10 protein-coding genes are annotated in these 14,953 nt (G+C 54.4%); 8 read left to right on the top strand and 2 right to left on the bottom strand.

What is annotated here, in order from left to right; translation table 11 throughout:
• Nucleotides 1-14: 14 nt before the first annotated feature.
• The gene (locus tag KIH39_RS20355; protein ID WP_213495059.1) at nucleotides 15-797 is read right to left on the bottom strand and encodes a beta-ketoacyl-[acyl-carrier-protein] synthase family protein; all 783 of its coding nucleotides are present in this window, start codon (nucleotides 795-797) and stop codon (nucleotides 15-17) included.
• A gap of 429 nt (nucleotides 798-1,226) precedes the next feature.
• Between KIH39_RS20355 and KIH39_RS20350 the strand changes: the two genes are divergently transcribed.
• The 5 genes from KIH39_RS20350 (at nucleotide 1,227) to KIH39_RS20330 (ending at nucleotide 7,605) form a co-directional block, all read left to right on the top strand.
• Nucleotides 1,227-1,889: a TadE/TadG family type IV pilus assembly protein gene (locus KIH39_RS20350; protein ID WP_213495058.1), complete on the top strand. Its 663-nt coding sequence runs from the start codon at nucleotides 1,227-1,229 to the stop codon at nucleotides 1,887-1,889.
• Between the two features lie 16 nt (nucleotides 1,890-1,905).
• Nucleotides 1,906-2,397 (top strand): TadE/TadG family type IV pilus assembly protein, encoded by a 492-nt coding sequence (locus tag KIH39_RS20345; RefSeq protein ID WP_213495057.1) that lies wholly within the window; start codon nucleotides 1,906-1,908, stop codon nucleotides 2,395-2,397.
• Nucleotides 2,398-2,466: 69 nt separating this feature from the next.
• Nucleotides 2,467-6,117 carry a pilus assembly protein TadG-related protein gene (locus tag KIH39_RS20340; RefSeq protein ID WP_213495056.1) on the top strand — a complete coding sequence of 1,217 codons (3,651 nt, stop codon included), beginning with the start codon at nucleotides 2,467-2,469 and terminating at the stop codon, nucleotides 6,115-6,117.
• A 61-nt stretch (nucleotides 6,118-6,178) separates the two neighbouring features.
• Nucleotides 6,179-6,955, top strand: coding sequence for a S1 family peptidase (locus tag KIH39_RS20335; protein WP_213495055.1), 777 nt, complete (start codon nucleotides 6,179-6,181; stop codon nucleotides 6,953-6,955).
• Nucleotides 6,952-7,605, top strand: coding sequence for a thioredoxin domain-containing protein (locus KIH39_RS20330; protein ID WP_213495054.1), 654 nt, complete (start codon nucleotides 6,952-6,954; stop codon nucleotides 7,603-7,605). Before KIH39_RS20335 ends, KIH39_RS20330 begins: the two co-directional genes overlap by 4 nt.
• A gap of 77 nt (nucleotides 7,606-7,682) precedes the next feature.
• Here KIH39_RS20330 and KIH39_RS20325 read toward each other — a convergent pair whose 3' ends face one another.
• Nucleotides 7,683-8,504: a ParB/RepB/Spo0J family partition protein gene (locus tag KIH39_RS20325; RefSeq protein WP_213495053.1), complete on the bottom strand. Its 822-nt coding sequence runs from the start codon at nucleotides 8,502-8,504 to the stop codon at nucleotides 7,683-7,685.
• Nucleotides 8,505-9,149: 645 nt separating this feature from the next.
• Between KIH39_RS20325 and KIH39_RS20320 the strand changes: the two genes are divergently transcribed.
• The 3 genes from KIH39_RS20320 to KIH39_RS20310 all read left to right on the top strand — a co-directional run bounded on the left by KIH39_RS20320 (nucleotide 9,150) and on the right by KIH39_RS20310 (nucleotide 14,543).
• On the top strand, nucleotides 9,150-10,223 hold the full coding sequence (locus tag KIH39_RS20320; RefSeq protein WP_213495052.1) for a polysaccharide biosynthesis protein: 1,074 nt from the start codon (nucleotides 9,150-9,152) through the stop codon (nucleotides 10,221-10,223).
• Nucleotides 10,224-10,444: 221 nt separating this feature from the next.
• On the top strand, nucleotides 10,445-12,190 hold the full coding sequence (gene polX, locus KIH39_RS20315) for a DNA polymerase/3'-5' exonuclease PolX (protein ID WP_213495051.1): 1,746 nt from the start codon (nucleotides 10,445-10,447) through the stop codon (nucleotides 12,188-12,190).
• Nucleotides 12,191-12,551: 361 nt separating this feature from the next.
• A complete protein-coding gene (locus KIH39_RS20310; protein ID WP_213495050.1) occupies nucleotides 12,552-14,543 on the top strand; it encodes a hypothetical protein in 1,992 nt (663 codons plus the stop codon).
• The last annotated feature ends 410 nt before the right edge of the window (nucleotides 14,544-14,953 follow it).

The following is a 14,953-nucleotide window of genomic DNA, read 5'->3' as shown; positions in this document are numbered from 1 at the left end:
CAAAGGTTTAAGCCTCAGACAATCTGAAACTGGTTGGAGGGTTCTAGATGGAGCGTACCGACATGACTCATATCCCAGGTCACCGGCCGGCTCCATTCGTTCGTCAATTCATCGGTCAAACTTTCCAGCGAGAAGGGTTCGAGATTTTCTCCCGATCCCGCGGGTTTCAGCCGCAGCCGCGTCGATCCGGTCGTGGAAGATTTCAACGCGACAACAACCGCATGGCAAACTCCGCTGGAGTATGCCGTTTCCTCGCTATCCCAGCTGGTCATGATCAACCAGACGCCAGGAAGTTTCCCGGCGGAGAGCCAGCCGAACGCGGCGAGCAGGGCCTCGCGTTCTCCGCCGCGACTTCCGCCGGCCCCGATATTGGGCCCGGTGATTCCAAAGGCCTGGCTGAGAAGACCCGAAAGCGAATGCAACATGCACTGCGGGATAATATGGGGGGAAGCGCTCCAGGCCCCCTGATCGCGGTACTTGCGAATCATTTCGGCGCAGCGCGAACGACCGAAATAGCGCGGGGTGGCAATCACCCCCCAGTCGGCGGCGCTGCGCATCGGCATCTGTTGTATGGCTTCCGACATGGCCGATAGCGCCACCAGACTTTGCTCATCTGCATTCTTCACGACAGAACTGGTGAGGGTATCCTTGAAGCGAAGCGAGAGCTCTTTTCGCAATTCCGGCAATTTTTCGAAGCTAACCGCCGTTCGGGCGATCGCCCCAATACCAATGCAAAGCGTGGATTCGCTGGGACGTGGTGCGGAATTTCTTCCGTTCGCGACAATCTTGGCAATCACGGAGAATCCTTTCTCTCAGGATGCTTAAAGCGGGTGTTCCAATGTTATCCGAATGCCTCGTTGCTCATGGGATGCCTTGGAAGCCAGCTTTTCTCATAAGTGCGATTGGGAAGGATACGACGAGTGTGCCAATTCTGTCAAGAGTAGGATTTTCTTGGTTCAGAAATGACGACTGGTCGATTTTCGGCCCAAGATACCCAGTTTAACTCTAGGATCGCCCGGAACCGCGCGGGTATAATTGCGGCAATCACAAGCGAATCGGGCTCAGATTTGAATTTTGGCATCTAAAAATCGCGCCCGGGCGTCAAGGATTTTTCGTTAAAGAACGAAATCTCAACTTTGTTTGACAGCCCGAAATTCTGATCTACGGTTGAAACTAGATCATTACGCTATCAGCGCGAAAGTGCCTTAATAGGATCGAAAACGGGGATGAAACCCATGCGAATGCGACAGATCAAAGGCCATGTCAGACGGGGTGTTGCTGCGGTCGAAACCGCCGTCGTGCTGCCGTTTATGATGTTGCTTTTGTTCGGAATTTGGGAAGTGGGACAATTACTAAATGTCACCCAAATGGTATCGAATTCCGCGCGGGAGGGGGCGCGACTGGCCGCAACCGGTCTTTACAACGCTTCTTCGATATTAACCCAAACCCCGAACCAATTCAGTTCGAATAGTGGTCCCCTGACCTTCCAGGTGCAATCGGCGGTTGCCAATTACATGCAAAACTCGGGCCTGCCGATGTCGGGTACCGGTGGAGCGATCATCACCATTACCGTCACCAACGTTACGCGTGGCGTGACTTGTACAGCCCAAGTGACACCCAACAGTTCGACCGGAATTTCACAAATCGTCGCTGTGACTCAGTCTGGCAGCGCACCCTCTTACGATCCCTGCAACGACTCTACGGTGCAGCAGTATGACGTGTTGCAGGTGAGTGTCGCCTATCCGTTCAGTTTCGCCCGGTGGTCTCCCAGTAACTTGTTCTTTTTCCTGGGTGCCAATCCCACCGTTTACGCGAAGCAAACCTGGTTATGCATGAAAGATATACCCATCACCGTTAATACGACGATTCCGGGTGGACCGCTGCCATAAAGAGGAGATGGTTTTGATGCGATTACAGAAATCGAAGCAGCGTCGCGGAGCAACCACGGTCGAATTCGCCGTGGTGGCCCCCGTTGTGTTCATGATGATTTTCGGGATCATCGAATGGAGCCGGTATGTCATGGCTCTGAATGTGACTCAGAATGCTGTTCGGGAAGGGACGCGTTTTGCTCTGGCTCGAACGGACACTCTTCAGACCGGAATTTCGGTCACGAACGTGCAGCAGAACGTGGCGAACTTCGTCAGCCAGATGGGTAGTTCGCTCACCAACGTCACTGTCACGGTTTACAAAACCAACGTATATGGTCAGCCCACCGATCAGTACGGGAACGTGGTTTCTGCCTCCACTTCGGCGGCCACCTTCGACCAGACATCCTTTGGGGATTACATTTGTGTGACGGTGACGGGAACTTATAAACCCGTGTTGCCCACGTTTTTGAACATGACGAATTTGACGAGCATTACAACGAGCTGCGTTATGTGCAGCGAAGGTAACTGATTTACGGAATTGAGATATCAACAAGGCGCCCGGCGCAACACCTTGTCAGACATCATAAGAGGACGAAGCATGTTTAGGCGTATCGAACATTCTGGAGTTCAACGGCGCGGGGCCGTTATACCTCTAGTGGCAATCAGTCTCGTCGGACTACTAAGTTTCGTTGCCTTAGCCATCGACGTGGGTGTATTGCTTGTCGCTCGTACTCAGGCTCAGGCGGCGGCGGATGCCGCAGCCTTGGCAGGTACTCGTCAATTGACGGGCGATCCAACAACCAATTTCAACTCCGCGAAGGCTTTACCGGAAGCACAGACGGCGGCGCTGTCCAGTTCGGTTCTAGGTCAGACTATTACTAGTGGGCAGGTGACACTGGCGCTGGGTCAGTACTACTACAATCGAAGCTCGGCCCGTTTCGTCGCCTATCCTTCGGATACTGGTTCCACAACTCAATCGGGTTACCCGTACACTCTCGTCCAATCCACTATCAACACGACACCTCCGACTTATTTCGCCAGAATTTTCGGAATCAACAGCGTGAATGTGAGCGCTACCGCGACGGCGATTCACCGGCCGCGCGACGTCGCCATGATCATCGATTTTTCGGGCTCGATGTCGCTTGACAGTCAGATGGCCACTCCACTCACCACTTCGACCGGTACCGCGATCGCAGCTCGAACCACCAGCATGAATGCCGATCCCGATTATCCGCGCTTCGGCCCGTATTCCAACACGAATAGTTCAACGGGATTCGTTCTTTACAACCCTCCCACTATTAACGTCCAAATGGTTTCTGGTGAATATGCCGGGACCGGGAATATGTCGTTCGACACCACGAGCGGTAATCCTTCAATTTGCGCCAATGACTTCTTTCAGGATAACGTACCCTACGGTAATTCGGTTCCTGCTTTTACTCGCGCTCCCTCTTCGTATTGCACAGCTCCACCCGGCGATCAGTACCTGACGACCAGCAGCAGCTATCCGGTTCGCAATGTGAATGAAATTGCCGGGAACCAGATCTGGAGTATGCTGGATACCAGCGGATACTCTTTAAATTACAATAACGGTTCGACCAGTAATGGGGGCGGTAACCCGCAAAGTGGAACGGGATACTACTATATCAAAAACACGAGTAACTCCGCTAACCATACCAACACCAGTCTCAACGCTCTGGGTGCGACGGACGGAAAAATCGCTTCGATTTCGCGATTGCCCTCTCCCGTGCCGGATACCAACAGCAGCACCACGGTCAGCTTCGGCGATCCGGTAATTACTACTGCTCCGACTGTGAATATGGTCGGTACGGTCCAAACCACCAATATCTGGAACTATAAGACCAACGCCTGGACCAGTCAGACGGTCGAAGCCCGCGTGGCTCAAACCAATTCCAACTGGGAAACCAACGGTTACGGCAGCACTTACAACGGCTACACCATGGGGCCGAGCTTCTGGGGCAAAACCTTCTTCATCTGGCCACCCGATCCGCGCGGTCCTTCCGTGGCGGGTAACGTCGCGGCGAATAATGATGCGAAGGACTGGCGACAGCGATTCTTCATTCAATCGTTCCAGGCTTCGAGCCTGCCGGGCACGACTGTTACGGTGCCCTCTCCTCCGAGCACAACGGGTAGTTCGTCCAGCACCACAGGTACCACTGGTACTACAGGTACCACTGGCACTACAGGCAGCTCGACTTCCAGTAGTAGTTCCTCGAGTTCTTCCTCAAGCAGCAGTTCTTCGAGTAGCTCTTCCTCGAGCAGTAACACAACGGCAACCACACCTCCGCCTTCGAATCCATCACCCTTGGCTTATACGGTCACCGGGGGTGTGAATAACAACGCGGTGATTTTCGAAAGCAACATCAGCAGTTCGAACTATGCCGGCATGCGAGCTCCCTCGTCGTCGGTGACTTGGCCTGCGTTGATCAATAGCAGCGGTTGGGAAGGGACGAGCTACGCTTCGGGTTCGGAGTACGCGGTCACGACCAACTTCGACCCTTGTCCGTTCCAACAAAAACCTTCGACGACAGCAAATTACGTTTCGACGAAAGCAGGTACGAACTACAGCGCGGCTGGGGAAGCGGTTCGTAACGCCTATGGCAGTTACTATTACACCTTCAACTACAATGCGATTCTGTACTGGTTGCAGAACACCGGACCCAATCCGTTCCCGCCTCGTATGCGGGCCGGGGGCATTCTTTATTACAGCAGCATTCCGACTACCATCACCAATCCGAGCGGTAATATGCCCGTTGCCACTCAGGCCCAGCGCGATCAGCGCTTCTGGAAGGAATACATCGACTTCGTGCTGGGTTGGAAGCAAAATTCCAACGGCAGCTGGAGCACGATCAATGCGAGTGGTTTTCAAGGTTACGGGGCAGACGAAATTCCCGATGTGACTACTCCGTCCTCGTCGAATCAATTTCCTCTCGTAACCAACGGGGTTTCGGCGTACAAAGCGAGCATTACTCCGAAGCCGTGTACGGAAACGATCACTACCCGTCGGTATGAGGCTCAGGCCTATACCGCTAACCCGGGTGGAGTACGCAACACGGTCAGCATGACGATCGTCGACGAGCGGTATATGGATTACCGCGACAATCCGCGACGGCCGATTACGCGCTTCTGGTTCGGTCCCTTGACGATGTGGGACTTCATCGAGAACTTCGCCTGCCAGCAGTTCTGGTCGCCGGGAACTTCTCACGAGGCGCCGATGTGGCAGCTTAAAGCAGGTGTGCAAACGGCTATTTCGGATATCAAGAACAACCACCCCAACGACTTCGTTTCGGTGATTGGTTTCTCGATCCCCACGTGGAGCTACAGCGGCACGACTTACAACGGCTACTACAACGCGGTGCGTGCACCCTTGTGCCAGGACTACAATCGCATCATCAACTCGCTCTACTTCCCGCAGTACGTGATCGATAATGCCAGCAGCAGTCTGGAAATCACGCCGTACGAAACCGATACCGCAAACAACTCGGTGCCCGGAGCAATCGAAAGTGTGCCCCGACCCGTGCAGGGAACCTGCTCGGCTTACTCTCTGATGCTGGCTTACAACCAGTTCAGCGATAATGCCGCGTGTGCTACTTTCGCAGGAGCGTCGGGAACTTCGGGCTACGGTACGGCCGGGGGATTAGGCCGCCTGGGAGCTGCCCGTCTGATTATCTTCGAAACGGACGGGGTGGCGAGTGCCACGGCGACGATCCCAGGCCAGGAATCGTCCTCCACAATCTTCAACCAGCAAACCTCTTCTACCACGGATGATAATAATTCGTACTTCAAGGTTCGCTGGAATACCACGGCTCCAGAGTTGCCCAACTACGTTTCTGGTCCGGCCACAGCTGGGGTGACTCAGGCCCAGACCATTACCAACATGATCACCAACCGAACGGATGGAACGGATCCGTTCTCTGGCACTACTGGTAATCCGCCTGGTTTCAGTACCCTGCGTAAGCAGGTGAAGATTCACACCATCGCGTTCGGTTCGTTGTTTAATACATCGAACACTTCGACGGCGCAGACCCAGGCGTTGAGCCTGCTGCAATACATGCAGTATAGAGGGTCAGTGCAAGCGTCTGCAACGACGCCATTGAACGTGGCGAAGATTATTAATCAGCCGGTGTGGGACGACGGTACTAACAATCCCGCTACGAGTCGCAAAGCGGCCCTGCAGAACGCCTTCATCCAGTCGATGCAGGATACTGTCAGTGTCGTGTTGATTCGATAGTCGAATTTTTAACCCTTACGGATCGGATGCCCATTCGATCCGTATTTTTTTGCACTGTGCCATGAACTTCCTCACTTCACTACTTCTTTTGTGCTGCTTCCCGGATCCGCTTCCCCCTTCGCCGTTTAACACGCTGAAGGTGGAACAGACGGAGTCGCTACTCCTGATCCGGTCCGATACGAATCGGGGTGCGAGCCACGCCACGGCGACCATCATCGACGTTCCTGGTCGTCTGGCCATCACTTCGTACCACAGCATCGTCAACAGTCACCGCTTGCAGGCGTTGAGTATCGAGTTCGAGCAGAAGGACAAAAAAGAGATCGATTCCAATCCGCTGAAGTATCAGCATCTGTTCATGAACAAGGAAGCGATACCGGCAGAAGTGGTTTACAGCGAGCCCGCGCACGACCTGGCTTTGATTCGCCTGAAACAACTTCCCAAAGAGGCGAAGGCGATTCCTCTGGCCACCGCTCCCCTTACTCCGGAATCCAAGCTATATTTCGATGGGAACCCGTTTGAGAAAAACTTGGTTTGGCAGCGAGTCGAGGGGACCGCAGGAAAAGTGGAGCCGGCCAAATGGGTTTGGCCGGGTGGGCAAGCCCTGGATACTCACACGCTGATCTCGACGGCTAAATCGGAACTGGGCGCTGGATTCAGCGGCGGAGCCGTCCGCAACGAAGCGGGCGAACTGCTCGCCTTGGTGATTGCCGGGCGGGAGAAGACCATCTACTCGGTGGATGCCGCAACGATCCGGGGATTTCTAGAACGGTCGAAACTGCTTAATACTGCCAAAGAACCTGCGCAAGCGAAATCGTCTACCGTGGAGAGTGATCGATGAAAATTCTGATGTCACTGGCTCTGGTCCTGTCCTTCTGCTCGTTTGGTTCCTGCGAGGATGCCAAATCTGAGGATGGTCCGAAGATTACCAAAGTCGATAAAACGTCGATTGAGATCCCCAGTAAGTTCAACTGGTATGGGTCTCCGAAGCAAATCTTCCTGAAGAACTATCCGAAGAAAGTCATTTTGCTGCACTTCTGGACGGTGGAGAACGCCGACTGCGAACTGAGTATCGCTCACTACATCAAGTGGAAGCGCGATTATGAGTCGAGCGGCCTGGTGATCATTGGCGTACACGTTCCCCCAATCGAATTGCTCTCCAACGATGAGTTCTTCCGAAGTCAGTCTCCCGAAGTTCAGGCACAGATGCGATTGGAGGCCAAGTCTTTTGATAAGAGAGCTTTCGACCGAGCCAAGCAGCTGGAATATGATTACCCCACTATCTTCAGCAACGATGATTCGTACCTGCGAGCGGTGATGGGGAAGACCGATAGCAGCAAACCCAATTCGAATGTGTTCACACCTTCTTTCGCATTGATAGATCGCAAGGGAAAGTTGCGTTACACGGTAGAAGGCATTTTGGCGACCAAACGCCACGACTATTCGAAACCGTCCGTACAGAAGATCGAAGAGCTTCTGAAAGAAAAGTAAGATCCGAAAAGAGTAAAAGCCTCCGGCAGCATCGTGTGATGTTACGGAGGCTTTTTTCGTTTACCGCACTTGATCGATCATTTCTGCAGGGCTTCCACGATTCGCTCGAAGTCATCGTTGTTTTCGAAGTGGATGATGATCGAGCCCTTCTCTTTATCCTTCAGCTTGATTTCGAATTTCGTCGCCAGCTTCTGGCGGAGACTGTCTTCGATGCTGGTAACGTGTGGAGTCTTGAACTGTTCGGTCTCAGTCGCTTTGCCCCGGCTGGATTTGGAAGTCTTGGCACTGCGGGCCAGTAGTTCGAGGGCCTTGACACTCAGCTGTCGGAGCACGGCGTCTTTGCAGAGGGCCACCTGCCGCTCGGCACTCATTCCCTTCAGGACCTTGGCGTGCCCGATGGTGATCTGGCCCAGGCGCAAGGCGTCCTGCACTTCCCGCGGCATGGTCAGCAGCGAAACGATATTGCTGACCGTGGTGCGATCCATTCCCAGCTTCTGAGCCAGCTGATCTTTGTTCAACTGAAACTTGTCGAGATAGTCCTGAAAGCCTTGCGCCTTCTCGATGGGATTCAAATCGGCGCGCTGGATGTTTTCGGCCAGGGCCGCTTCGAACACCTGCTGATCGTTGAAGTCGACGATGTGAACCGGCACGTTGGGCAAGCCAACCAGATGCGCGGCCCGCAGCCGACGTTCCCCGGCAATCAGCTGGTATTGGTTCTGATCTTCCCCGGCTTTGCGAACCACCAGCGGTTGCAGGATGCCGTGATTGCGAATGCTTTCGCTCAGACGCAGAAGTTCCTCATCGTCGAAGGTCTTGCGCGGCTGGCGTGGATTGTGCGATATTTGGCTTAATGGCAATTGTTGAACGGGATGTTCGGAATTAATCGATACGGTCTGCATGATAGTGTTTCCCCCTCTTCCGAACCGGCCAGCCCACTTCGAGGTATCCCCCTCCTCGAGTTACGCTAGTCGGAAAAACGCGATGGATTCCGTGTAGGTGGTTCCACGTGGAACGTTCTCCAGGTAGTCCATTTTGTTATCTTTGCGGAGTCCCCTGGAACCCCGCTTAACCCCAAAATGGGCCTATCCCTCCTGTTCCACATGGAACAGGTACCGGTTTCCACCGTAAAGCGGCGATATCCTTTACCAGATTCGCCCGTCGGTCGGCTTATACCCCAAGCCGCTTTTCCTGCAAGTCCACTTGAAGGAAAGCGAGCTTTGCGGCACGCCGGGAATCCTTGTCGACGTATGCGAAGTTGCTCTTCCCAAGAAAAACATTTTCATGTTGAATAGCTCTCGCGGATGGCCGGAACCATCTGCAACGGGTCTGGATGACCCGCAGAGAAGAGGTGTCGAGAGATTCCCCGGAAACTGTCAAATCTCACCGGTGGAAGAATCAAAGCACCCCAAAAATGGACCAAAGGTACGATCGATCCCGTCAGCTCGTGACGCTTCGAACTTCCACGCCTTAAATCGCGCGGCAGTCGGTGGCCGGGCTACGTTTCGAGTACCTTTCCCCCTAAGTCCAACAAGGGATTGTTGCGCATGGACCGTTACCCGATTCTGTTTCGTTGCGATGCGGATTCCACTCAAGGATGGGAGAATCTGTATCAAACCGTCACCTTCGCTTCGAGTTGCCAAAGGCAACGTCGACCGATCTATATCATGGGTGGCATCGAACCGTTTCCGCTGATTGCCCAGGTGGCAAGAAACGGCAACGAGTATCTGATGGCCAATCATCCGATAGGTACGTCGGAAGACTGCGACGAGACCATTCGCGCCGTTCGCAAGTTAAAAGCGGCGGGCGTCGTCGTGGCCGGTGAGAACATCCAGGAGGAATATCTCCGGGAACTCGCTTCCACGGGCACTGTCGTTACCTCGCTAACCAATACTAATTCGATTCGCTTCCCCAGTCGACTGATCGTGAATCCGTTCATGGAGCCGGGGGTGAGTGATTACGACATCGAACGCGGCACGCAACTGTGCATAGGCAAACGCTACGCCATCGTCCGCGGGATCTTCCGACGGCAACGGGCGATTCGCCCGGCTGATCCCCAAGGACCTTTTCGGGCAATCCTGGCCTTCGGCGATGACGATTTCAATAATCAGACCGTGCGACGGGCGACCGAATTGCTGAATGGTTCTCGAGTCGAAAAGGTCTCTGCCTTCGCTCGATTCCACTACCCGCAGATGGAAGAATTAAAAGCCCTCGCTTCCAGAAGCGGCAACCGGCTCGAGGTTCTCACCGAACCGGGCGAATGGGCCACTCGATTGACCAAAGCCCACTTTGCCGTGACGGGCGGCTGCAGCTGGGCGCTGGAACTGGCTTGTGTCGGCGTGCCGCAACTGATTATCAACGCCACACAAAAGCATCGGGCCAACTCGAAGCGCATGGATGAGGAAGGCGCCGCCATCTACCTCGGCGAAGCCGATAACGTCAGCGAGCTCATGCTACGCGATGCCGGTAATGCTTTACTCGATGATCCTCTCGAGCGGGCCGGCATGAGCCGCTGCGGGCGAAACCTGATCGACGGCCGCGGCCTGGATCGCATGGTGGCCGCACTGGAAATCATGCTGCACTCGGTGGTACCAGCCCAGAAGATGCGATTGGCCGCGTAAGGTCCAACGCATTGCGAAGTTCAACTGGTTGCCCACGGTTAGGCCGTGGGCATTGCTCTATCGGTAGCGTCGCTGGGAAAATGAAAAACTCATCTCTGCAAAGCCGTCAGTCATAGAGTTTGTTGATCCTCCGATGGCAACCCGGTCTACGATAGGCCGCGGCAGGCTTCTCCAATCAAATTTTGCTTTGCCCTCCCATTGCAATCTGCCACAATTAAGGAATGACTAAAGACGATATTGCCGCCGTGTTCGAAGAGATTGCCACCCTTCTCGAGCTGCAGGGGGAGAATGTATTTCGGTGCAATGCCTACCGGAATGCCGCCCGCGCCGTGACGCAAATCGACGGCGATCTGAAAACGCTGATCCAGAATAATGAACTCGAAGGGATTCGCGGAATCGGTAAAGCCATTGCCGAGAAGATCGAAACGATGGTAACCACTAACGAGTTACCTTATCTGAAGGAACTCCAGGCCAAGGTACCGGAAGGGTTGCGGGCGCTCCTGAAGCTGCCCGGCGTCGGACCGAAAAAAGTCAAAGCGCTTTACGATAACCTGGGGATCGACTCGCTGGAGAAATTGAAGCAAGCCTGCGAGGAGAACAAGGTTGCCGATCTCAAAGGGTTCGGTGCGAAGACGCAGGCGAAGATTTTGGAAGGAATTGCTTTCGTTGATACGGTGGGCAATCGCGTTCGATTCGATCAGGCTTATCCGTTGGCTCAAAAACTTCTCGAGCACCTGAAAGCTCTTCCGGGTGTGCAGAAGGCGGAAATCTGCGGTTCGCTTCGCCGACGTCGGGAGACTACCAAGGATATCGATATCCTCATCGCTTCTGAGGACGCCAAACCGATCATGGCGGCCTTCGTGAAACTTCCCGAAATGATGCAGGTGGTGGGACACGGAGAAACCAAATCGTCGATCGTGGCGGGCATGCACCTCGAAGGGGAAGTCGGTCAGATCGTTTTAAATGCCGACTTGCGAGTGGTTACCGAGGAGCAATTCCCCTTTGCTCTAGCCTACTTTACCGGTAGCAAGGAACACAACATCCGGATGCGACAGCGCGCCATCGAGCGGGGCTTGTCTCTGAACGAGTATGCGCTCACCGGGAAGAAGAACGTGAAATGCAAAGACGAGAAGGAGATTTACGCCGCGCTGGATCTCAGTTACGTGCCTCCGGAGTTGCGCGAGGATTCCGGCGAAATCGAAGCGGCTGAGAAACACAAACTTCCGCGGTTGGTCGAGCTCAAAGATCTGCGCGGCGTGTTCCACAATCACACAACCTACTCCGATGGCAGTGCTTCGCTCGAGGAAATGGCCAATGCCGCGAAGGACTTGGGGCTCGAATATTTCGGAGTCGCCGATCATTCGCAGTATTTGAAGATGGCCAACGGCATGACACCCGCGCGGGCCCGCAAGCAGATCAAAGAGATTGATGCCCTGAACAAAAAGTTGAAGGGCGTGCAGATATTCAAAGGGGTCGAATGCGATATCCTCGAAGACGGCACTTTGGATTACGACGATGATCTCCTGTCGGAATTCGATTACGTCGTCGCCAGCGTGCACACCCACTTCGGGATGCCGCTCGAAGAGATGACCGCGCGGATCTGTAAAGCCCTGGCACATCCATTTGTGACGATGCTCGGCCACGCTACCGGTCGGCTGTTACTGCGGCGCGATGCCTATCGCCTGGATCAGGATGCCGTGATCGAGTGTGCCGCGAAGCACACGAAGATGATCGAGATCAATGCCAATCCCCTGCGGTTGGATCTGGACTGGAAGCACATTAAGCAGGCCAAGAAGCTCGGCGTTCCGCTCGTCATCAATCCGGACGCGCACTCCCCGGTCGATTTGCGCTATATCGAGAATGGGATTTTTGAAGCGCGGCGAGGCTGGCTGGAAGCGAAGGATATCTTCAATTGCCAGGGTTTTGAAGAGGTAAAGAGCGAGCTGAAGCGAAGAAAAGGTCTATGAACTTTTTTTGAGCAGGTTGCTCCGGTTATTCGGAATTTCGGCACTACTTTTCTCAGGCAGACCCCCTTCTAGGGTCTGCACAATCCTACCAATCCCACCCATTGTTACACCCGTTGTTAACGGACGCAATTCAGTGAAGTTCCGAGCACTGCGGTAATTTAGGAATCATCCGACTTTCCCTTCCTCGACGATACCCAATTCGGAAGGCGGAGTTGATTAGGAATTTGACTTCGCCGGATTCGAATCGGAATTAAAGCGGACCACCGGAAGTCCCGGTCGGGAGTGTTCCCCGAAATCGGAATGGCTTGGCGGAGTTCGCATGAGGTAGCCGGCAGGAGTAGCCGGCGAGGAGGCGACAACAATGAGGATTCGCTTGGGCGCGCCATTCGCGGCTGCGGTTCTCGCTCTTTGCGGAGCGATATCACCTGCATTCGCCGACAGCTTGGGCGTCGCCAAGTACGGTTCCGGTTGTGGGACGTGCGGGGATGCTTCGACGAGTTTCAGCTCCTGTCAGAATGCAACGAAGACGTCTTACAAACTGGTTTACGACACCGTACTCGAAAAACGGTTCCACGTGGTTCATCAGACGGTTCAGGAAACCGTCATGAAGCCGGTCACCAAGACCTGCTATCGCGATGAAGCCAAGACCTGTTACAAAACTGTTTGCAGCACGGAATACAAGACGGTTCAGGAAACGGTTTGCAAGCCCGTTTGCAAAACGACTTACCAGGACGTCTCTTACACCACCTGCAAACCGGTGTGCGAAACCACCCTCCAGAAGATCTCGGAAGTGGTCTGCAAACCGGTGTACGAAACGCACTATAAAGAGTGCAAATACACCACCTACAAACAGGTTCAGGAAACCTGCTACAAGGAATGTTCTTACACCGTCTGCAAGCCGGTTTATGAACAGCACTGCGAAACTTCCCACCACCAGGTGAAGCGGAATGTCTGCGAGCAGAAAGTTCGCGAAGAGTGCCAGACGGTTTGCCGTCCGGTCACCGAAACCTGCTACCGCGACTGCACCCACACGGTCTGCAAGCCGGTTTGCGAAACGGTGATGAAGACGGTCTGCGTGACCAGCTATCAGGACGTGACCGAGACCCAGCTAAAGTGTGTGGCCAAGACCATTTGCAAGCCGGTCTGCACCACCGAAACGGTCTGCAAGAAAGTTCCTTACCAGGAATGCGAAAGCTACTGCGTTCCCGGTCACTGGAAGCTCTGCCGCAAGCCGATTTACACTTGCGAATTCGACGCCTGCTCCTGCCAGATGGTTCAGAAGGAATCGGGCTGGCGACTGGCTCTGGTTAAAACTCCTTCGGAAACCAAGACCCGTCAGGTCACCAAGTACAACACGGTTACCGAACAGGTTCCCGTGACCAAGATGGTTAAGGAAACGGTTTACGAACAAGTTCCCGTCACCATCACCAAGAAGGTTCCTTACACCACCTCCAAGCAGGTTCCGGTGCAGATGACCCGAATGGTCAAGGAAACGGTTACCCAGAAGGTTCCCTACACGGTGACCCGCCACGTGACCGAAGTTGTCAAGAAGCAGGTTCCCTACACCGTCAATCGTTCGGTCTGCGGTGCCTGGGTGGATTGCGGCAAAGTCGGCAGCACCGGCGACGCTAACGGTATCGTCAGCAACTACGACGGTGCGGGGAATGTCGAAGGTTATGCCGAAGCGGCTCCCGGTCGCGTGTTCGTCGAAGGCGCTCGCTATGCGGTTTCGAAGAATGTGACCTCGGTTCGTTACGTCAACGAAAGTCAGACCCGTCAGGTTCCCTACACGGTCAACAAGACGGTTGCGGAAGAGCACAGCAAACAGGTTCCCTACACGGTGACCAAGATGGTTCCGACCACTATCGAAAAAGTCGTCCCGGTAACGACCACCAAGATGGTGAGCGAAACCCACACCAAGAAGGTTCCTGTGACCACGACCGAAATGCAGCAGGAAGTCGTCTGCAAGACGGTTCCAGTGAAGGTCAGCAAGCAAGTGGCCTACACGGTTAACGTGAAGGTTCCTTACACGACCACCGAAATGGTTCCGACCACCGTCTGCAAGAAGGTGCCGGTCTGCCAGGAAGAAACGGTTTGTGTGAAGAAGCCTCGCTGGATCACCGTGACGGAAACAGTTCCGGTCGCGACCAGCAACTGCGGTTGCAACGCCAGTGCGGCCGCGGCTCCCGCAGCTTGCACCGCCTGCGAAGATCCCTGCAAACCGGCTTTCGGTAGCCGAATCACGGGCTTCTTCAAGAGACTGCTGAACAACCGACTGGCCTGCTCCAGCAGTTCGTGCGGTTGCGGTGAAACGGCTCCCGCCAAGGAAGCTTGCAGTCCCTGCGGCAAGTAATCGAGAACCCCTCAGCCGGTAGGCGATCCTGCCGGCAGTCTCCTCCCGTATCGGGCGGTTCGGTTCGCAAGAGCCGACCGCCCGATCGGTGTTTACAGACTCTTCTTTTCCCCGGGCACTTTCAACTCCTCCCCCCATTTTCTCTTCTGATTTCTGCGGTGCAATAATTCCGCTGCCTCCGCTTTTTTAGGCGTGCCCCTTCACATTTCACTTCGGGTAGTCTGGACAGAATGCGCATTTTTGAGGATTAAGTGATTTTGAGAAATCTGAGGCTTCCAAATAAGCCGGGCGAATAATTCCGAATCAGCATTCTCATTCGAACTCAGATTTGCCATAATCGTCATAATTAGAAGTCGCCAGGGACTGGTTGCCAACGCGGATTCTCTCCAGGAGCAAAAGAGTGAAGTTCA

The organism is Telmatocola sphagniphila, from assembly GCF_018398935.1.
Taxonomy (GTDB): Bacteria; Planctomycetota; Planctomycetia; order Gemmatales; family Gemmataceae; genus Telmatocola; species Telmatocola sphagniphila.
The sequence above is the reverse complement of the archived record's forward strand: the minus strand, read 5'-3'. Positions and strand labels throughout refer to the sequence as shown.

Excerpts from the sequence above, each read along its gene's own strand:
- KIH39_RS20350 (WP_213495058.1), top strand. The coding sequence starts at position 1,227 with ATGAAACCCATGCGAATGCGACAGATCAAAGGCCATGTCAGACGGGGT.
- KIH39_RS20345 (WP_213495057.1), top strand. The coding sequence starts at position 1,906 with ATGCGATTACAGAAATCGAAGCAGCGTCGCGGAGCAACCACGGTCGAA.
- KIH39_RS20340 (WP_213495056.1), top strand. The coding sequence starts at position 2,467 with ATGTTTAGGCGTATCGAACATTCTGGAGTTCAACGGCGCGGGGCCGTT.
- KIH39_RS20335 (WP_213495055.1), top strand. The coding sequence starts at position 6,179 with ATGAACTTCCTCACTTCACTACTTCTTTTGTGCTGCTTCCCGGATCCG.
- KIH39_RS20330 (WP_213495054.1), top strand. The coding sequence starts at position 6,952 with ATGAAAATTCTGATGTCACTGGCTCTGGTCCTGTCCTTCTGCTCGTTT.
- KIH39_RS20325 (WP_213495053.1), bottom strand. The coding sequence starts at position 8,504 with ATGCAGACCGTATCGATTAATTCCGAACATCCCGTTCAACAATTGCCA.
- KIH39_RS20320 (WP_213495052.1), top strand. The coding sequence starts at position 9,150 with ATGGACCGTTACCCGATTCTGTTTCGTTGCGATGCGGATTCCACTCAA.
- polX (WP_213495051.1), top strand. The coding sequence starts at position 10,445 with ATGACTAAAGACGATATTGCCGCCGTGTTCGAAGAGATTGCCACCCTT.
- KIH39_RS20310 (WP_213495050.1), top strand. The coding sequence starts at position 12,552 with ATGAGGATTCGCTTGGGCGCGCCATTCGCGGCTGCGGTTCTCGCTCTT.